This is a genomic window from Arcicella rosea (genome assembly GCF_040543805.1).
GTDB lineage: Bacteria > Bacteroidota > Bacteroidia > Cytophagales > Spirosomataceae > Arcicella > Arcicella rosea.
Genome location: NZ_JBEUMS010000001.1, coordinates 195,728 through 214,497, shown reverse-complemented (window position 1 = coordinate 214,497; position 18,770 = coordinate 195,728). Strand labels below are relative to the sequence as shown.

Genomic DNA, 18,770 nt, shown 5'->3' with positions numbered 1-18,770 from the left:
AGCAATGGCGAATGGGAATTATATATATTATTCGCTATCAAGTCTTATACTTTCCAACTTTGTCTCAAAAATTTTATGAGTAAAAAAGAAATACTTCTTCTATTTGCAGCCATTGGTTTTATCATCATGTGGATATTAGATTTGCGTGCAGGTTTACCAGCTGGGCTAGAACCCACCTTTTGGAATAAGATATTTTATCATTATTCATTCTTAATGTTTGCAATGGTTTGTTTGTTTTACTTCCAGTATTCTAAACAAATTCGTTTGAAAAAAGAAGAGGAAGAAGCTAAAAATAAACCAAGCGAAAAGCCAAAAGACGATAAACAAGCCCAAAGAAAGGCTTTATTGAAAGGGAAAAAATAAGTGATTTTAAAGATTTCTTTCTATATTTGAGAAAGAAACAACAATTTTGTTAGGTAAATCTCTAAGCTCCTAACCCAAAATATGGACTCCCAACAAGCACTAAGTATAATAATCGCCATTATCGCCTCGGCATTTTTTTCAGGTGTAGAAATGGCTTTTGTATCTGCCAATAAACTTTATTTTGAACTCCAAGCCAAACAAGGAGTAATTACAGGGCAGATTATCTCTAACTATCTAAAAAATCCTTCAAAATTTATCGGGACGATGCTCATCGGAAATACACTTTCCTTAGTAGCCTACGGTATTTTTATGGAAGGATATTTACATCATGAGATAGAGGCATACTTGCCAATTTCCGGGATTGCTGCGGGTTTAATTGCATCTTTTATTGGTACTGTTATCATTTTAGCGACATCTGAATTTACGCCTAAAAGCATTTTTTTATTAAATCCTGATGGATTTTTAGAAGTATTGGCAATTCCAATTCTTATCGTTTATACATTGATGTATCCATTGGTTTGGGCAATTGTTGGTTTGTCTAAATGGTTTATTAACAATATTTTACGCTTAGAATATTCGGAAGAAAGACCCGCTTTTGGCTTGACAGATTTGAACAATTATCTTCAAAATCTGAACCGCAAAACATCCACAGAAGAAGAAGCAGAAGTAGATACTAAAATCTTCAATAATGCACTTGAATTCAAACAAGTACGTGTACGTGATTGTATGATTCCAAGAACAGATATTGTGGGGGTGGATATTGAAGACGGTATTGAAGAATTGAAAAAAGTATTTGTAGAAAGCGGGCATTCAAGAGTATTGATTTATAAAGAAACAATGGAGGACGTCTTGGGATATTGCCATTCTTTAGCTTTATTCAAAAAACCAAAAGAGATTCAGGGCATTTTAACGCCTATTCCAATTGTGCCTGAAGCGATGCCTGCGAAAGATTTATTATTCCGTTTTTCTAAAGAACATAAATCGCTCGCTTTAGTGGTTGACGAGTTTGGAAGTACCGCTGGTTTAGTAAGTATGGAAGATGTAATGGAGCAGATTTTTGGTGAAATTGAGGATGAATATGATGATAATGAAAATCTTACCGAAAAACGACTTGAAGATAAAACCTATTTACTTTCTGCAAGATTAGAAATTGATTATTTGAATGATAAATACGATTGGAACCTTCCAGAAGGGGATTATGATACTTTAGGAGGTATGATAATCAGTATTAATGAGGATATTCCAGAAATTAACGAAACCATTATTTTTCATCCGTTCAATTTCCAAATTATTGAAATGACGGATGCTCGAATTGATATTGTAAAATTGATGATAATTGGCGACATCGAAAAGAAATCAGAATCTTACACGATGAAACACTAGGCTGATTATTTTACAGAATCACGTTGATTAAAGTCTGGCTTTTCATTTCTGTTTCATACCATTCTTTTACAGGATTTGAATCAGCAGTAATGCCACAACCTGCAAAAAAAGTAGCGTGATTACCTTGAATTTTTACCGTTCTTAGGTTGACAAATAAATGACTTTCTTCTTGGATATTTATTGGACCCAGAAATCCACTGTAAAATTCTCGATTGTGTAATTCAGTTTCAGCAATTAAACGCAAAGCAGTATCTTTTGGCATTCCACAAACAGCTGAAGTTGGATGCAGTAATTCAAGCATTACTGTGCCTAATTGAGGGAAATTAAGCGCTTTTGTATCTACTTTAAAGTCGGTTCTCAAGTGCATCAGATTGCCCGCTTGCACTGTTTTTGGCCCACTTTCGCAGTATTCTCTCAAACGAATTTTCTTAAAACATTCAATCACGTACCTGCTCACAAAAGCTTGTTCTTCAATTTCTTTATGCGACCAACGAATACTGATTGGCGAAAGCATTTCGCCATTATCGCCAACAGCAGATTGAGTACCAGCTAAAGACATCGTTTTGAAAATACCTTGTGCATCTACACTGACCAATGTTTCTGGCGTTGCTCCAAGCCAAATCGCTTCAAATTCTGGTAAATAGACTAAAGAAACAAAGGCATTTGGATAAGCCTTACATAGTTTCTGGAAAGCATCAATTATTTCAAAACTTTCGGGCAAAGTAACGTTTTTAGTCCTCGATAAAACTACTTTTTGCATTTCACCATTTTCAATGGCGATAATGGCTTTTGAAACCATTTCTGCAAAAATCATTTCATTGTATAAGCCACCGTCCCATTTTTCTAAGGTACTTTCTGAAATGTGAACCTGTTGTTTTTTGATTTTTTTTTCGGACGATGAATTTACTTCGTTTTCGTCCTCTTCCGAATAATCTAAATATTTTCGTTCAAAAACTTCTGCTTCAAGTGCTTTTCCTTTGAGATTATCTTCAATTTCATGATTATTCGTATCAAATCGATAATATAAATCACCTCTTAGAAAGAGTGATTCTCCCTGAAAAGGACTCATCACAAAGCCCGCAGGTAATTCATCTAAATCAATTTTTGTACGTTGAGTACTTCCAGAAAGATCAATGATTAATTGTTTCTCAGTAGATTGTGGCAACTGCCAAAGTGCCAAAGGAAAACCCTCTGCAAAAGCAATTTGTGAGAGTCTTTCTAATTTATGTGTTTGTTGTGAAATATGAAATTCCGAAGTCGGGGTCATATCCTGAAGTGTTTTAGTAATTTATAAAGAACTATAAAATTAACATCTTGTGTATAAATGCGGTTTCAGAAAATTCAAAATTTTCCTAATATTTTATAAGTCTTTGAGTGTTAAAAGTTTAAGTTGTTGAAAATTTTAACACTCATTATCTTTTCTCAATAATAGCGGTGGTTAATCTGCTAGCGCAAACTAAATCGCCTTTATCATCGCTAATTTTAATATCCCAAACGTGCACAGTTCTTCCAATTTTTAAGGGATAACATTTGGCATAAACAAAGCCACCACGAGCTGATCTTAAGTGATTTGCATTGATTTCAATGCCAACAGCAGCTTGTTTTTCAGGGTTTTCTAACATCATCCAAGAAGCGATACTTCCCAAAGATTCTGCTAATACTACTGATGCTCCGCCATGAAGTAAACCCATTGGTTGTTTAGTGCGTTCATCTACAGGCATTTTGGCAGCAATATAAGTATCGGTTATTTCTGTGAATTCAATTCCTAAAAATCCAACCATATTGCCTTTACTTCTTTCATTAAGTTCTTCGAGTGTATAGGATGTTTTTATCATGTCGATGATTTGAATTATGCTCAAAAACTGTATTTTTGCGGGAAATTAGTCAAACTAAATGAGTTTTTTATTGATTAACTTTACATAATTTGTAAAAAGGCAACAAACCCATTAAAAAGATTGTCATAAAATATAATCCTTCAAATCAATGTCCAACGAGCAATCACAAACTCCCAAAATAAAGACCGTTTATTTAATCCGCCATGGAGAAACAGATTTCAACCGTCAAGGTATTGTTCAAGGCAGTGGCGTTGATTCTGAATTGAATGAATTAGGACATGCTCAGGCAGAAGCATTTTTTCAAAAATATCACCATATTGATTTTGATAAAGTATATACTTCTGCATTACAGAGGACACACCAATCGGTAAAGAAGTTTCTTGAAAAAGGACTTCCTTGGGAACAACACGAAGGACTAAACGAAATCAGTTGGGGTGTACGTGAAGGAAGAGTACCTAATGACGTTGATAACGAGTATTATAAAATACTTATTGATAGTTGGATTAATGGTAAGGTAGATATGCCTTCAGAAGGCGGAGAAAGCCCATTAGATGTAATTACTCGCCAAAAGCCTGTGATTGATTTGATTTTATCTCGCCCAGATGAAGAAACAATTTTGGTAGCCATGCACGGAAGAGCCATCAGAATCATTTTAACATTATTGTTAGAACGTGAATTACAAGAAATGGATACTTTTGAACACGCCAACCTTTGTTTGTATAAACTTATTTATGATTATGAACAAGGCAAGTTTTTTGTAGAATTAGAAAACGATCTTTCACACCTCGACGACCTTATCGTCGAATAATCATATTCAAGGGAAATATGTGAAAATACTTCTTTCATATTTCCCTCAATTCTTCATTTCCTCTTTTATCCGTTTATCAAGCCCACTTTCCGTTTACTGAATAATTCCATCGCTTTTTAGTACATTGCCTTAATTTGTTGTAAAAAGGTAGAAGAAACGGGGGTAAATAGAGATTTACATTTCATTTTAGAAGTGTAGTAGAAAAGATTAATATGTCTAGAGCTAAGTTATATTGGATTTTACAAGTATTCGGCTGGTCGGCGTGGTTGGCCAACGAAGCTTTGATTTATTCGAATGATTTTGGTTGGTCTTTAGATTGGTTTGTTGCAGCACTTTTGAATGTTGTTGTTGCCATTGTAATTACTCATAATTTCAGAAAAATCATCAAAAAGTACGGTTGGGTAGAATTGCCAATCGACAGAGTAATTCCCCGAATATTGGTTGCAGTAGGTTTTATGTCAGTTTTTATGGCATTTGTCAATATTCCATTAGATTCTTACTTGCTACGAGAAGAAGAAGAAAGAGACCTCTGGTCATTCTTTTTTGTAATGCAGTTTATTTTTAGCTGGGCAAAACCATTGATGATTTGGACACTATTTTATTATGCTTCCCATTATTTCGAAAGAAAATCTGAAGTAGAAGTAGATAAAATTCGATTAGAATCATCAGTCAAAGAAACAGAATCAAAAGTATTGAGAGCGCAAATGAATCCACATTTTATGTTCAATGCTTTGAATAGTATTCGTGCTTTGATTTTGGAAGAACCTGATAAAGCCCAAAAAGCAGTCACGCAATTATCTAATATTCTAAGAAGTTCTTTGCTGGCAGATAGAAGAAAAACGGTTTCACTTTCTGAAGAATTAAGAACGGTTGAAGATTATTTAGCACTAGAAAAAATCCGTTACGAAGAGCGTCTGCAAATCAGAAAAAATATTTATCCAGATACAATGCACGTACAAGTACCGCCAATGTTATTACAAACTCTGGTGGAAAATGCCATAAAACATGGAGTGTCGAAACCTGTGAAAGGTGGTTTTGTGAGTTTAGAAGCAAAATTGGTAGGAAAGAATTTATTAATCATTATCAGTAATACAGGAGTTTTAGAAACGACAGATTCGGGAGGTTTCGGACTAGAAAATACAGCGCATCGTTTAGAATTACTTTTTGGTCCAGAATCTAAATTCAGAATTTATCAAGCATCCAAAGATGTTGTTACGGCTGAAATTACGATACCAATTCCGTCTGCTGAACCCGAAAAAGATACACCTTTTTCAAAAATTACTAATATTGTAAAACCTAAAGTGACAATCTAAAAAGATGATTAGAAGAGAAGCTAATCAGAAACCATAAATTTTAATATGAAGGCTATCATTGTTGATGACGAACGTTTGGCAAGAAACGAATTAAAACGCTTGCTAGAGAATTTTCCTAAAATAAACATCGTTGGAGAAGCTGCCAATGCAGATGAGGCGGTTGTGATGATTGACGAGCTACATCCTGATTTGTTATTTTTGGATATTCAAATGCCAGGCAAAACAGGTTTTGATTTACTAAGTGACTTGGAAGGTTATGTGCCAGAAGTAATTTTTACAACTGCTTACGACGAATACGCTATCAAAGCCTTTGAATTTAATGCTTTAGATTATTTGCTTAAACCAATTGAATTACACAGATTAAGTGAAGCTATTCAAAAAGTAGAAGAGGAATTTGATCGCCAAAAACAGCTTACTGAAACAGTAAAAGATAGCACGGTTGTTTTGACAGAAAATGACCAAGTTTTTGTGAAAGATGGTGAAAAATGTTGGTTTGTACGCTTAGGAAATGTGCGTTTGTTTGAATCGATGGGGAATTATGTTAGGCTTTATTTTGATGATCAAAAACCACTAGTTTTAAAATCTTTAAATGCTTTAGAAGATAGACTTGACCCAAAAACCTTTTTCAGAGCCAACCGAAAGCATATTATTAACCTTAAATATATCCAGAAAATCGAGCCTTGGTTTTCAGGTGGTTTACAAGTAACCTTGCGAGAAAGTGGAGATAAAATTGAAATTTCTCGTCGTCAAGCAATCAGATTTAAAGAATTATTAAGTTTATAAACATTGCAAGATGGTTGTTAGTTAAAATCAAAACTAATGACCATTTTTTCTTTTATATGAAAAAGCCAAGTATTGATGAACTCCATAATCCAAATCATTTTTCACTCGTAGAGTCGTTCAAGATTGATGAAATGATGGCGTTTTTAATGAAAGAATTAGGAGCCAACTCAACTAAACTCAAAACAGGCAATAAAGTTATGAGAATTGTTCTGATAGGAATGATTGGAGCTGTTCTTGGGTATTTTATTGGAAAACAAATTGGGAAGTTTAAACTTGACCCTTGGCAAGTTTTAGAAGCCTTTGGGCTATTGATTTTTGTTTTATTGCCCATTCATGAAGGCATTCATGGATTAGTATTTAAAGTACTTGGAGCAGAAAAAGTAGGTTTTGGGTGGACGCCCAAAACATTGATGGTTTATGCCTATGCTCAGAAATTTGTGATGAGTTTAAAAGAAAATGCTATTGTTGCAGTGATGCCTTTTCTAGTGATTACTTTGGCTTTGTTAATTGCTTTTTTTGCTTTGCCTGAATATAAAACACTTATAGTTTCTACTTTTGTTTTACATACTTATGGCTGTTTAGGAGACTTTATTTTGATAAATTATTACTTCAAATATCGTCATAAACAAATGTTTACTTATGACGATATTGATGAAGCAGGAATGACTTATTTTTTTGAGAAAGATTGATTTAACCTCTAAGGTTCGCTAGTTTTTGTTCTTCGATAATGGTGATTTCGCTTCCACTTACTTCAATCAATTTATCTGACTTAAAATCACTTAAAGTTCTGATAAGTGATTCTGTCGCAGTACCTACTACAGACGCTAAATCATCTCTTGAAATTCTAATTGAAAATTTGTCTTGCTTTTCGGTTTTGTATTTTTTTGATAACATCACCAAAGCGTCAGCAGTACGTTTTCTTAAAGAATTATAAGCCATTTGTGTCAACTGCTTTTCTTTTTCCTGAATATCATTAGCCAACATTTTGATGAATTTATTCGCTACAGATTGATTCCTAGTAATTAACTCTAAAAAATCGTTCTTAGGAATTCCGATTACTTCACAGTCTTCAAGTGCTTCTGCCGATTCTTGATATTCAGTTGATTCAATAATAGCAATATGCCCAAAAAAATCTCCAGAATTATATAAACCTGTTACAAATTCCTTTCCGTCTCGGTTTGATTGATACGTTTTAATTTTCCCAGATTTTAGGAAGTAAAACTTAATCGGTTCGTCACCTTCAGTGTAAATCAATTGTTTTTTCTTAATTGCTGATACTTTTCTATCTTTAGAAAGCGAGTTGATATCAACATATTCACGGGCTTGTTGATAAAGTTCTTCTAATTCTAATTCCGTATTTTTAAATGATTTAGAAAGGTTATCAATCTTTTTCAATCTACTTTCAATGGCATTCAAAAGTTCGATTTCTTGAAAAGGCTTCGTTAAGTAATCGTCAGCGCCCATTTCCATCCCTTTTCGATGGTCTGAACGTTCAGCTTTTGCCGTTAAGAAAATAAATGGAATGTTTTGTAATTCTGGGTTTTGGCTAAAAATATGCAATACTCCATATCCATCCAAAATTGGCATCATAATGTCGCAAATCACTAAGTCGGGTTTTACTTTTTGGGCAAGTTCAACCCCAACTTTTCCATTTTCGGCAGTCAGAACATTGTAACTTGCAAGTTCTAAAATTTCAGCGGTTGTTTCTCTGATATCGTCACTGTCTTCTATAAGGAGTATTGTTTTCATTTGCGAGTATTTAAGGGTGTTTCTTGTTAATTAAAATTCCAGAAAGATTTCTGCCAAAAATAAAAAGATTAATTATATTTTGAGATATTGGTTACTTTAAAAATCACAGAGCAAATTTAATACTGAAAGTTGTACCACGATTTAAGGTACTTTCAACAAATACTTTTCCATTCAATAGTTCAGCGTAGCGAGCTACTATGTGTAAGCCCAAGCCTGTTCCTTGAATATTGGTAACATTGGCACCTCTGAAAAAACGGTCAAATAAATGTTTTTGGTCATCTTCTGAAATACCTACACCTTGGTCGGAAACCTTCAAGATAAGCATATTGTCGAGTTTTTCAGTAGAAATATTGATGACGGAATTCTCATTTGAGAACTTGATAGCATTTGAGCCTAAATTGATAATGATTTTTCGGAATAAAGATTTGTCTAAACAAACGATGGTTTCTCCAAAATGTTGATATGCTATTTGTTGATTTTTCTTGAGCATATTCTTGAGGTCGTTGGTACTTTCCTCTACTAATTTTGGTAATTCGAAATTTGCCAATTTAGCATTTACTTTTCCTTCTTCAAGTTTGCCAACAGAAAGGAACTCTTCCAGTATATCTGTTAAATTTCCAACGGCATTCATTATTCGTTGGGTATGGCGTTCTCTTTTTTCTTGGTCTTCAGATTTTGTATATTTCTCAATCAAGGAAGCCGCCGAAAGTATAGCCGTAAGAGGAGTTCTGAATTCATGAGAAGCCATGGCAACAAACCTAGATTTAAGCTCGCCTAAGTCCTTTTCTTTATTCAGTGCAACTTCGAGTTCTTTTTTAGATTGCTCCAGATTTTTAAGTGTTTCTACCAAAGCATTTGTTCTATTTACTACTTCTTTTTCAAGACTATTATTGAGTTTTTGAATCTCAGTAGTTTTGATTAATAAATCGGTTTCAGCTTTTTTCTTGAAAGTGGCATCATTGATAAAAGAAATATAGTAAGGTTTATCACCAGATTTAAAATGACTCAAGCTGATTTCTACAGGAAAAAGCGTACCATCTTTTTTACGAGCTTTTAAATCAAGACCAATCCCCATAGGTCTTGATTGCGGTTTATTGGTATAATTTGTATAGGTTTCACGGTGTTTTTCTCTGATATTTTGTGGAATCAGTACTTCCAATTGTTTACCTTCCAATTCTCCTTGTTCGTAGCCAAACATAACATTGGCAAAGCGATTAGATAAAATGATTACTCCTTCACGGTCAACCATAATTAATCCAATGGCAGAGTGCATAAACAATGCTTCAAAGCGATTATTATCATCCTTTAATTGTTGTTCCGCCTTTTTTTGGTATGAAATATCGTTAATACGCACCAAGTAATACTGAGTATCCTCACTTTCGAACATAGAGATTTGTAAAGTTCCCCAGAACTCAAGATGATTACTTGTTTCAAAAAGTGTATCTTCTATCCAAGTTTGATTCTCCTTTAAATGCTGATAGATTTTACTTTGGGTTTCAAGATTGAGTTTATCTTTTCTGAAACCACGTGGGTATTTAGCCGTAAAATCATCTAAATCAGTAGTTTCTAACATACTTAGCCCCACTTTGTTAATAAAAACATAACGATGAGTAGATATGTTATAGATACCCATAAAAGCTGGAGTATCTTCTAAAATAGTTTTTAAAAGTATAGTATTGATAGGGAAGTCCATAGTAATATTTTTTTGATAAATAAAGGTACAAATTTGCTTGATGCTAAGAAAATAAACTTGAGATATGTCAGCTTAATATATGATTTTTATACTAGGCAGTCCATGAAAAATAGGAGAAATTTATAGTATAAAATTTAATAATTAAGAAAACAAACTATGGAGAAGGTAGAAAATAATGTTTATGATACTCAGGTATTTAAATATGGCGTGTATCATAAAGAGAACGTAAAATGGTTACAAAATCTAACTTTTTATCGTGAGGAATTATCATATTTTGATACATTGATTGAGGACGTAAAAGCTAAGAATACCATATTAGAAGTATTGAATCAGGTTTTTGTCTTTGAAAACCGACTACAAAGTCTTCATAGAGAATCAGACGAATTATTACAGGTGATTAATCAAGAACAATGGGGTTTTGTAGATGATGCTTTGGGTAAAGAGTTTTTATTAGGAGAAGAAATATGTACTCAACATTTTTCACTGCGTGATCGTTATCAAGTTTTCGAAAATGAATTTATTCGTACAAAACACGATTTTTATAAATGTTTATCAAAAATACTTTAATCTTAGAATGTTATGAAATTTGATGTATGTCACCACGAAAACATGCAATGGATAGATTCATTGGCATTTTATGCTGATGAGTTGAAGTACTTCCAAAAGTTGATTGAAGAAGTAAAAAATAAAAATACTGATGAAGAATTGTTGCTGGAAGTAAATACCTTCAACCAAGAGTTTAGTAATGCAAAAGAAGTAATTGAAAATTTACTAATTGGTATTAAAACTCAGGAAGAACGTTTTGCAGATTATGCTCAAGCCCAAAGTTTTTTATTTGATGAGCAAATGGAATTAATTCACGAACGACAAAGGTCAGCTTTCGAAACGCTTGAAAAAGACTTTATCTTACATAAACATCAGTTTTATCGTTTATTGGGTAAAATACTTTGATTCGTTAACTATTTTTTAGTTTTGTAGAGAAGGAGTTAGTACTTGTACTAGCTCTTTTTTTGTTGAATAGCATTAAACGTATAAATATAAAAATAGCATATTTTATATACGTTTTACTTGTTAAGTGATTAAATTCAACCTAAATTTATCAATCTTACATTTTCCATTTCCAATAAGTAAACTTCTTCGAAGCACCTTAGATTTATAATTGATGTATTATTACTTGTTTTCATATTTTTACTAAAACTATCATATCAGAATTTTAACTTTTAAATAATTTGACTAGACGCTTTATGAAAAAACTCTTTTACTTTCTAATTGCATTTGGTATTACTAGCCAAGTAGTAGCACAATCCATTCCCTCATCACAAGAACCGCCAATTTTAACTGAATATCAGTATGGAAGAAACTCTATTAGTATCCAATTTGGAACAATGGGTTTTGGTGGAGAAGTAGCTCAAGCATTAAAACTAGACAATTCCTTGAACCTTAGAATTGGTGTTAGTTATTTTGATGTCAGTATGTTTGTTACCCCGCCCATTACAATTTCGCTTGGCGATGATGCTTCCGATATTGATGTTACTCCAAAAGTTAAATCAATATTGATAGATGCTTTTGTGGATTATCATCCATTTAAAAACAAGTCTTTCAAATTAGTTGGAGGCTTGGCTTATGGAACAGGAGATTCTGAAGTAATGGCAGAACCCACAATTAAAACAGGTACTTTTAAATTTGCATCAGACTTTCAAATGGATGCTGAAGATTTCGGAAAAGCGAATCTTAAAGTATCTGGAAATGCTATTCGCCCATACGTAGGTTTTGGCTTTGGTAGAGCGATTCCTAAAAGACGTGTAGGTTTTGGCTTTGAGTTAGGGACTTATTATTCTGGTTCGCCTAAATTAACGTTAGACCGTTCTGGAGTTGTAGAGACACTTATTACTGATGCCAATATTCTCAGTATTCAGAATAATGTCAAAAACTATTCATTTATTCCAAAATTATCTTTTTCGATTAGAGTTAAAATCTAATTTATAAAAGGTAATTACGGTCTAAAATCTTTAATTCTAAGATTGATGAATGATGCGTGGCAATTCCTTAAAAAGAAATCACACAATCATTTGTTGAAATTTAACTTAAAACGATATTTCAGAAGATGAAAAAATATATTAATTACGCAATTTTAATTTTTGCTGCCATTACAATAAGTTATTCCTGCACGCCACCTTTAGAGGGTGTTCAGTTTAAATTTCCAGATGCTGTTACTGGTTCAAGTATTATTGTGCAGTACTCTCAAGCAAATGATAATGTAGGAGAAGTGCCAAGTACAATGAATGTACGTATTGGTGGAAAAGATTCTTCAAAAGTGGTTGATAGCTTTAACAAAAAAGTTTATAAACCCAAAAATGGTATCATGATTTTAGCGTTAAAACCAGGCACAGTTGCAAGCGCTGCTTCACCGATTAAATTTTCAATCATTACAGAAAGTGAAGGTTATTTGAAGGAAATTACTCCTATTGAGATAACCAGTAATGATGAACAAAAAGTTATCATTAAAGTCACTAAAATTGCCACACCGCCCGAAGGTACAACCGTGATTCAAAAAGCCGAAGATGCTGATAATACCGGAAAAACCACAAAAGCTATCCAAATAACTACACCAGCTTTAGCTGGAAGCAGTCATAATGCTACATTGAGTATCAATGCTGGAATTACAATAAAAGATGCTGTTGGAAGCCCTGTAGCTGGGAAATTGAATGTTGTATTAGTACAAGTTGACCCTAAAAAATCAAGTGTAATTGTAAATAAGCAACAAGCTGGAATGAAAGTTGTTGACAAGAACGATAACGCTATTCCTAATTTCAGTATCAATCCAATTTCAGCGGTGAGTGCGGAAATTTCAAACGAAAGTAGCCAGAAAGTAAAAACTTTTTCTGCACCGATTGAAATTAAATTTCAGTTTGGAGTAGGTACTAAAAATTCGGCAGGACAAGATATTAAAGAAGGAGATGTTTTAAGTTTTGCAAGTTACGATGAAGATGCTAAAACCTTAAAATATGAAGGTACAAGTACTGTTAAGAAAAATGGAAATGTGTTGGAATTTGTAGCCTCAGTAAATCATTTAACAGAATTTTACTGTGGTGATTTATTATCAGAATGCTCAAATCTTAAATTAAATGTTTTAAGTGATCCTCTTTATGTTGGAGAAACAATACATACAACTGTGGTAGATAATAGCGGAAGAGTATTATTTAATGAATCTCATGGATTAGGTACAACATTAAATTGTAAACTTTTTGTGCAAGGTCAAATAGGAGGGAATGCGCCAACTTCATCTAACATTACTGTAACGACAAAAAGTATTACAGGAAAAACACTTTTTACCAAAACACTTAATATAAGCTGTGCTAATGTAAATGCAGTAACAAATGTTGATGTTGCGTTGATAAGTCCAATCAACTACGTTAAGATAACAATTAATCCTAAATGCGATAATGGTTTTGCCTTTAAGATTGGAGACGTTCAGGCTGCTGCAGACTTAAAAGATGGAAAAGGATATACAAGTATTGGTGTATTAAAAGCAACTGCTGATAATAAATTGGTTGCTCAGAGTACACTTTTAAATAGAGGAGAAAAATATAACTTTATGTTCAATCTTGGTGGAATTTGGTATTATCAGAACGATTTGTGGATTGATAATTCAGCAGAATTGAATTCTAATTTTAGTTTACCTTCGTTTTTATGTAAATAAGGTTAATCAATACAAACAAAAAGGCTTCCGAATTCGGAAGCCTTTTTCATGAATATTCACCCTAAAACTAATGTAATAATTCTTCTAGTCCTGCTACTTTTCCTATTTTTGAATTGCATTCTTTATAGTATTCGTTTTCCCAATCACTTAAATTTTCGATGGTTTTATCTGCAATATTTGTTAAAGCTTCATTGGTTAAAAAGGCTTGATGCCCTGTTATTAACACATTTTTATGTGCTAATAAAGCCAAAAGCAATTCGTCTTTTTTCTCTTTACTTTCGTGATTTTTAAAGAAAATACCTCTTTCTTTTTCGTAAACATCCAAGCCTAAGTAGGCTATTTTTCCAGTCTTTAAAGCTTCAAGTACTTCTTTGGTATTAATAATTCCTCCACGACTAGTATTTATCAACATTACGCCATCTTTCATTTTAGCGATACTCTCTTGATTGATTAAATACTTTGTTTGAGGGGTAAAAGGTAAATGTAAAGTAATAATATCTGCCTCTGCATAAAGTGTATCTAGCGAAACATACGCAAAATGCTGTGTCAAAGCTTTCGTATAGTCATGTTTTATATCATAAACTAATACTTTACAACCAAAACCATTTAAAATTTTGGCTACAATCGAACCGATTTCACCTAGTCCAATAATCCCAACCGTTTTTTTATTCAAATCAAAACCAATGAGTGGAGCTAAGTCGAATTGATATTGATGGGCATTTTCGTTTGCTAGAATTAATTTTCTGTTCAATGCCAACATCATTCCAATGGTATGTTCGGCTATTGAATATGGCGAGTATGAAGGTACATTGCCAACTTTAATATCCATTTGTTTGGCTGCAATAAGGTCGATATGGTCTGTTCCTACCGAGCGTGTCGCAATATATCTCACACCTGATTCTCGCAGTAATTGTAAAACTTCTGCGGAGGCATCATCATTAGTAAAAACAGAAACTGCATCATAACCAGCAGATAAAATGGCGGTTTCAGCTGCTAAACTTTGATTACTAAAATTAATTTCGTGTTTATCCTGATTGGCATCAATGAGGTATTGTTTTTCAAATTCCTTAACACTATAAAAAAAAGTCTTCATTTGAGTTAGATTTAGGTGAATTAGACGATTAAGACAAAAATATTTGTTGTCTTAACTTTAGTCTTTGGATAAAGCGAAAATGATTTATCCGTTTTCTTGTGTCAAAATTACTTTCTCCTCTAGCGCTAAACTATGATATTTGTTAGTGCAATTATTGATTGAATACAGTGATTTTAATTGATAAATTCCCAAGCACTTTGGTAAGCATTTAGATTTTCGGCATATTCTATAAAATCTGCATAGAACGGAAATTGTGCGAGTGTTGCGCTATCGCCAACGATGACTAATTTTTTTCTAGCACGAGTCATCGCAACGTTCATTCTTCGGATGTCAGATAAAAAACCGATTGCTCCTTCTGCATTACTTCTGGTCATGCTGATATATACGATGTCTCGTTCTTGTCCTTGAAAACTGTCAATCGTATTCACCGAAATTTTATCTGTGAATATTTGCAATGCAGGCGTATGTACTAATTGTTCTTTCAATAAATTAATTTGCTGTTTATAAGGCGAAATAATGGCAACTGTCGGAAAGTTCTCAGGTTTATATTCCAGAGCCAATTCGTCACTAAATAAGCTAAGGTGTTTCATTAAAAGTGCGGCTTCTTCTGGATTTGTTGAGCTAGTTCCTTCAATTTTTTCTTCAAAACCACAGCCAGCAGTATCAATAAACAACAAAGGTGTACTATCACTTTTTAAAGTATGATTGGCAACCGAGCGATGCGCTTTGAGTTTATTATGATAAAATACTTGTGAAGAATAACCCATAATTTGCTCGTGCATACGATACTGTTCTGCCAATAAAGTAACAGCTTCTGGATGTAAAGCGATACATTTTTCGAATAAAGTAACCTCCAAACCATTTTTAGCAGCATCGCTAGATTTAATTGTTGGCGATAACTGACAATGGTCGCCAGCCAAGACTAATTTGGAAGCTTTCAGGATTGGAATCCAACAAGCAGGTTCTAAAGCTTGTCCGGCTTCGTCGATAATGACGGTATCAAATTTTAGATTTCTAACCGTATAGTGCGTTGCGCCTACAAGAGTAGCCGTAACTACTTGTGCTTTTGCCACTAAATCATCAATGATGTACTGTTCGGTATTGCCGACTTCCTTCATGATTTTATGGGCTTCCTCAAAAAGTAATTTACGTTGGTCACGTTCAGATTTTCCGAAACTACGCTTATACTTATGCGCCATATTTTTGTATTCCTGTGCCTGTTTTTTTAGTTTTTTAGCATCACGAATCATAGAATGGTCAGCCATTTTATAATCTAAAGTAAGGGCTAATTGTTTTTCATTTACTCTGGCTGGATTTCCAACACGCAATACATTTAAACCTTCTTCGTGCAGTTTTTCACTCAATAAATCTACAGCAGTATTACTTGGAGCAACCACTAAAATTTTCTGATTATCTTTTTGAATCAATGCTTTTATCGCTTGAATCAAAGTCGTCGTTTTTCCAGTGCCTGGAGGGCCATGAACGATGGCTAGTTCGTTGGCAGATAATATTTTATTGACTGCTTCATTTTGCCAAGTGTTCAAACGAGGAATTGAAACGCTTGGTAAGTTCTCTTGAAAAGTAGGTGTTTTTTCGCCAATTAATACTTGAACTAAATTACTTTCGGATTTTTCAGCCAATGTATCAGCTTGTTTAATAGCCGACTGCATTTCATCAAAACTATTGTCGTCAAACAACACATCAATTCCTAATTTCCCATCACGACTCCACTCTGGTAATTCGTCCGTTTTCAAAGTAATTTTTAAACGATTGCCATTTTGATGTGCAATTGTTCCTTCAATTCTATCATTTTGTGGGTCGTGATTACTGAAAAGTACAGCAGGCATTCCAAATCTGAATTGATGAGGAAGGTCTTGATGAGTAGTGCGTTCGATTTCAACCGAGAGATAATCTCCACGACCAATTTCTGAGCCTCTAATCGCAATAGGATACCAAGTAAGTCCGTTCGCTCGGCGTTCGCTCACGGATGATTTTTCAGTAAGTTGGATGTACTGATTCAGACTTTCATCTCTTTCAGTTTTTAGTAAGTTGAGTAGTTTTTTGAAATAATCCATACACAAAGGTAATGGATTATTCACTTTTCAGAGAAATGACTTATTCAGAAGCTTAAGCAAATTTCTGTTTATGAAGTTTTCGGGCGTAAAAGTAGGGAAGAGCTAGTAATGAAATAAAGTAAAGAATGATGGAGAAATAATTGAAAAGTTCGGGTAAAGTTAATACAAGTATAATTGTTATTAATGCCCCATAAACCTGAATTTTTCCTAAAAATCTTTTTGCTTTTTTGTTTATTTCTTCGTCATCAAAGTAAACACTGATTGTTTCTTGGTTGACTTCAATATTTGCACGGTAGTTCCCTACAATCATCATCCAAATCAAATACATTACACAAGTAATTTTTGGGTCTGAGATAATATCTTTTACATATAAAACCAATATCGCAAAAGAACTAATAGCCATAAAAAGCACAATCAAGATTTCCAGCAATATAGATTTGAGTTTCATGTTTTATTAAATTTAGAAGTTTTTATCTGATAATTATGTTTGAAAACGGGCTTTAAAATGTCCATATTTCTGTTCCATATAAAACTTTTACTTTCGTCCTATTTTTTAAATAATCGTTGTAATTATTAGAATTCGTAAAATCTATTTTTGTCCCATCGCACTTATATTGGTGAATATTAGTGGAGGAGCAAAGTGAGCATTGAACCTCAATGACATTATCTCCTTTGTAATCATACAAGACCACACCGTTAATTTTTTCAGAATTTATCCTATAAAATTCCCTAAACTTCATTTCATCAGCTAACCAATTCAAATCATTTATAGGGTCTTTGGTACCACAAACTAATATGTCGGTATCTAGCGTAGGATTTACCTCTTTTTTACAGGATAAGAAAACGGATAAGAATATACCTGCTATTAATATTAAAAATGATTTCGTTTTCATAATAATTTTATTGGTTTTAGATAATTAGAGAAATAGCTGTAATCGGTTTAGGATGAGTTGTTTATATTCTGTAAAATATAATTCAAATATATAGATTATACTGATATTGTTTGATTTTTTAGATAAGTAATTTATAAAAAACATTAGACAAAAAAAGCGACTTCTTCATCAAGAAAAAGTCGCTTTTTTATTATTAAAATATACCTTTAAACCAAAGCCAATACTGGAATATCACAATGATTTACCACATCTTCAGTAATACTTCCTGCAAAAAGTAAACTTAATCCTTTTCTGCTATTGGTTGTTAAAACAATCATATCAGTTTTCATGTCTTTCGCACAAGCAATGATACCTTTGGCAATGCTGTAATAATTATAAATCAAGAAATCCATTTCTTTGATACCCAATTCTTCACCTAGTTTAAACATTTTTTCTGTGGTAGTATGGCTATCTTCAAAACCATCAGGAGTATTGATAAACACAAAAGTTAATTTAGCTTTTGTAGCATGTAATTTTTTGATGAATTCAGTCGAAACCCTTGTTTCAAAATCTACCGCTACCATGATGCGTTTCATTTTGAATTTTTTGTCTGATTCTTTGACAATCAGTACTGGGCAATGTGAATTTCTGATCACAGATTCTGCATTTGAACGACTTAATAAATCTTTCCATCCTTCAGCACCCGTTGAGCCCATCACGATTAAATCTACATCAGATTGTTGTGTGATGGCATCTTCAATTGGAAGATAACTATCTCCTAAAATTGGAGTAATCGTCACGCCATCATAAATGGGTGCTTCTGCAATTTTATGGAGTTTTTTCGTGGCTTCTTCTACTTCGTATTTATATAAATCCAAATCTAAATTTGGCATCATTGTTACAGGAAATGGATCTGCACTAATCATGTAGTGCATTGGCTGAGCATGGAAAAGTAATATTTCTGCTTTTGATTGCTGAGCGATTTCTACGGCTGTATCTAAAGCAAGTAATGACAGATTAGAAAAATCGGTTGGAACAAGTATTTTTTTCATGGCAATGTTCGTTTAATTCAGGTTATGCTGTTGAAACGCATATTAATATTA

19 protein-coding genes are annotated in these 18,770 nt (G+C 33.3%); 10 read left to right on the top strand and 9 right to left on the bottom strand.

The window, feature by feature from the left end; translation table 11 throughout:
* The first annotated feature begins 75 nt into the window (after nt 1–75).
* Nucleotides 76–363: a hypothetical protein gene (locus tag ABID42_RS00940; RefSeq protein ID WP_323328211.1), complete on the top strand. Its 288-nt coding sequence runs from the start codon at nt 76–78 to the stop codon at nt 361–363.
* 81 nt (nt 364–444) lie between these two features.
* A complete protein-coding gene (locus ABID42_RS00935; RefSeq protein ID WP_323256907.1) occupies nt 445–1,746 on the top strand; it encodes a hemolysin family protein in 1,302 nt (433 codons plus the stop codon).
* A 10-nt stretch (nt 1,747–1,756) separates the two neighbouring features.
* On the opposite strand, the gene ABID42_RS00930 is transcribed toward ABID42_RS00935, so the two are convergent.
* The gene (locus ABID42_RS00930) at nt 1,757–3,013 is read right to left on the bottom strand and encodes a chorismate-binding protein (RefSeq protein WP_367282084.1); all 1,257 of its coding nucleotides are present in this window, start codon (nt 3,011–3,013) and stop codon (nt 1,757–1,759) included.
* Between the two features lie 145 nt (nt 3,014–3,158).
* Nucleotides 3,159–3,581, bottom strand: coding sequence for a hotdog fold thioesterase (locus ABID42_RS00925; protein WP_367282083.1), 423 nt, complete (start codon nt 3,579–3,581; stop codon nt 3,159–3,161).
* Nucleotides 3,582–3,729: 148 nt separating this feature from the next.
* Here ABID42_RS00925 and ABID42_RS00920 point away from each other — a divergent pair, with 148 nt between their 5' ends.
* From ABID42_RS00920 to ABID42_RS00905, 4 genes are all read left to right on the top strand, one after another.
* Nucleotides 3,730–4,389: a histidine phosphatase family protein gene (locus ABID42_RS00920; protein WP_367282082.1), complete on the top strand. Its 660-nt coding sequence runs from the start codon at nt 3,730–3,732 to the stop codon at nt 4,387–4,389.
* A 212-nt stretch (nt 4,390–4,601) separates the two neighbouring features.
* Nucleotides 4,602–5,702: a sensor histidine kinase gene (locus tag ABID42_RS00915; protein WP_367282081.1), complete on the top strand. Its 1,101-nt coding sequence runs from the start codon at nt 4,602–4,604 to the stop codon at nt 5,700–5,702.
* 45 nt (nt 5,703–5,747) lie between these two features.
* On the top strand, nt 5,748–6,485 hold the full coding sequence (locus tag ABID42_RS00910) for a LytR/AlgR family response regulator transcription factor (RefSeq protein ID WP_184134900.1): 738 nt from the start codon (nt 5,748–5,750) through the stop codon (nt 6,483–6,485).
* Nucleotides 6,486–6,541: 56 nt separating this feature from the next.
* Nucleotides 6,542–7,174 carry a DUF3267 domain-containing protein gene (locus tag ABID42_RS00905; protein ID WP_367282080.1) on the top strand — a complete coding sequence of 211 codons (633 nt, stop codon included), beginning with the start codon at nt 6,542–6,544 and terminating at the stop codon, nt 7,172–7,174.
* A gap of 1 nt (nt 7,175) precedes the next feature.
* On the opposite strand, the gene ABID42_RS00900 is transcribed toward ABID42_RS00905, so the two are convergent.
* Entirely contained in the window at nt 7,176–8,234 is a 1,059-nt protein-coding gene (locus ABID42_RS00900) for a response regulator (protein WP_367282079.1), read from the bottom strand.
* Between the two features lie 103 nt (nt 8,235–8,337).
* On the bottom strand, nt 8,338–9,927 hold the full coding sequence (locus ABID42_RS00895) for a sensor histidine kinase (RefSeq protein ID WP_367282078.1): 1,590 nt from the start codon (nt 9,925–9,927) through the stop codon (nt 8,338–8,340).
* Nucleotides 9,928–10,083: 156 nt separating this feature from the next.
* On the opposite strand from ABID42_RS00895, the gene ABID42_RS00890 reads away from it, so the two are divergent.
* From ABID42_RS00890 to ABID42_RS00875, 4 genes are all read left to right on the top strand, one after another.
* On the top strand, nt 10,084–10,494 hold the full coding sequence (locus ABID42_RS00890) for a hypothetical protein (RefSeq protein ID WP_367282077.1): 411 nt from the start codon (nt 10,084–10,086) through the stop codon (nt 10,492–10,494).
* 12 nt (nt 10,495–10,506) lie between these two features.
* On the top strand, nt 10,507–10,878 hold the full coding sequence (locus ABID42_RS00885) for a hypothetical protein (RefSeq protein WP_367282076.1): 372 nt from the start codon (nt 10,507–10,509) through the stop codon (nt 10,876–10,878).
* Between the two features lie 293 nt (nt 10,879–11,171).
* Complete coding sequence (locus tag ABID42_RS00880) at nt 11,172–11,906, top strand: hypothetical protein (protein ID WP_323256887.1); 735 nt, start codon at nt 11,172–11,174, stop codon at nt 11,904–11,906.
* Nucleotides 11,907–12,031: 125 nt separating this feature from the next.
* The gene (locus ABID42_RS00875) at nt 12,032–13,627 is read left to right on the top strand and encodes a hypothetical protein (protein ID WP_367282075.1); all 1,596 of its coding nucleotides are present in this window, start codon (nt 12,032–12,034) and stop codon (nt 13,625–13,627) included.
* 67 nt (nt 13,628–13,694) lie between these two features.
* Here ABID42_RS00875 and ABID42_RS00870 read toward each other — a convergent pair whose 3' ends face one another.
* The 5 genes from ABID42_RS00870 to ABID42_RS00850 all read right to left on the bottom strand — a co-directional run bounded on the left by ABID42_RS00870 (nt 13,695) and on the right by ABID42_RS00850 (nt 18,719).
* Nucleotides 13,695–14,720: a 2-hydroxyacid dehydrogenase gene (locus ABID42_RS00870; RefSeq protein WP_367282074.1), complete on the bottom strand. Its 1,026-nt coding sequence runs from the start codon at nt 14,718–14,720 to the stop codon at nt 13,695–13,697.
* Between the two features lie 173 nt (nt 14,721–14,893).
* Nucleotides 14,894–16,795, bottom strand: coding sequence for an AAA domain-containing protein (locus ABID42_RS00865; RefSeq protein WP_367282437.1), 1,902 nt, complete (start codon nt 16,793–16,795; stop codon nt 14,894–14,896).
* A gap of 52 nt (nt 16,796–16,847) precedes the next feature.
* Complete coding sequence (locus tag ABID42_RS00860; RefSeq protein WP_367282073.1) at nt 16,848–17,243, bottom strand: hypothetical protein; 396 nt, start codon at nt 17,241–17,243, stop codon at nt 16,848–16,850.
* A gap of 52 nt (nt 17,244–17,295) precedes the next feature.
* Entirely contained in the window at nt 17,296–17,688 is a 393-nt protein-coding gene (locus ABID42_RS00855; protein ID WP_367282072.1) for a hypothetical protein, read from the bottom strand.
* Nucleotides 17,689–17,894: 206 nt separating this feature from the next.
* A complete protein-coding gene (locus ABID42_RS00850) occupies nt 17,895–18,719 on the bottom strand; it encodes a universal stress protein (RefSeq protein ID WP_367282071.1) in 825 nt (274 codons plus the stop codon).
* Nucleotides 18,720–18,770: the final 51 nt, after the last annotated feature.

Bases quoted from the DNA above. Each gene is read 5' to 3' on its own strand.
- ABID42_RS00900 (WP_367282079.1), bottom strand. From the start codon at position 8,234: ATGAAAACAATACTCCTTATAGAAGACAGTGACGATATCAGAGAAACA.
- ABID42_RS00865 (WP_367282437.1), bottom strand. From the start codon at position 16,795: ATGGATTATTTCAAAAAACTACTCAACTTACTAAAAACTGAAAGAGAT.
- ABID42_RS00915 (WP_367282081.1), top strand. From the start codon at position 4,602: ATGTCTAGAGCTAAGTTATATTGGATTTTACAAGTATTCGGCTGGTCG.
- ABID42_RS00910 (WP_184134900.1), top strand. From the start codon at position 5,748: ATGAAGGCTATCATTGTTGATGACGAACGTTTGGCAAGAAACGAATTA.
- ABID42_RS00890 (WP_367282077.1), top strand. From the start codon at position 10,084: ATGGAGAAGGTAGAAAATAATGTTTATGATACTCAGGTATTTAAATAT.
- ABID42_RS00930 (WP_367282084.1), bottom strand. From the start codon at position 3,013: ATGACCCCGACTTCGGAATTTCATATTTCACAACAAACACATAAATTA.
- ABID42_RS00855 (WP_367282072.1), bottom strand. From the start codon at position 17,688: ATGAAAACGAAATCATTTTTAATATTAATAGCAGGTATATTCTTATCC.
- ABID42_RS00860 (WP_367282073.1), bottom strand. From the start codon at position 17,243: ATGAAACTCAAATCTATATTGCTGGAAATCTTGATTGTGCTTTTTATG.
- ABID42_RS00885 (WP_367282076.1), top strand. From the start codon at position 10,507: ATGAAATTTGATGTATGTCACCACGAAAACATGCAATGGATAGATTCA.
- ABID42_RS00940 (WP_323328211.1), top strand. From the start codon at position 76: ATGAGTAAAAAAGAAATACTTCTTCTATTTGCAGCCATTGGTTTTATC.
- ABID42_RS00920 (WP_367282082.1), top strand. From the start codon at position 3,730: ATGTCCAACGAGCAATCACAAACTCCCAAAATAAAGACCGTTTATTTA.
- ABID42_RS00925 (WP_367282083.1), bottom strand. From the start codon at position 3,581: ATGATAAAAACATCCTATACACTCGAAGAACTTAATGAAAGAAGTAAA.
- ABID42_RS00905 (WP_367282080.1), top strand. From the start codon at position 6,542: ATGAAAAAGCCAAGTATTGATGAACTCCATAATCCAAATCATTTTTCA.
- ABID42_RS00880 (WP_323256887.1), top strand. From the start codon at position 11,172: ATGAAAAAACTCTTTTACTTTCTAATTGCATTTGGTATTACTAGCCAA.
- ABID42_RS00850 (WP_367282071.1), bottom strand. From the start codon at position 18,719: ATGAAAAAAATACTTGTTCCAACCGATTTTTCTAATCTGTCATTACTT.
- ABID42_RS00935 (WP_323256907.1), top strand. From the start codon at position 445: ATGGACTCCCAACAAGCACTAAGTATAATAATCGCCATTATCGCCTCG.
- ABID42_RS00870 (WP_367282074.1), bottom strand. From the start codon at position 14,720: ATGAAGACTTTTTTTTATAGTGTTAAGGAATTTGAAAAACAATACCTC.
- ABID42_RS00875 (WP_367282075.1), top strand. From the start codon at position 12,032: ATGAAAAAATATATTAATTACGCAATTTTAATTTTTGCTGCCATTACA.
- ABID42_RS00895 (WP_367282078.1), bottom strand. From the start codon at position 9,927: ATGGACTTCCCTATCAATACTATACTTTTAAAAACTATTTTAGAAGAT.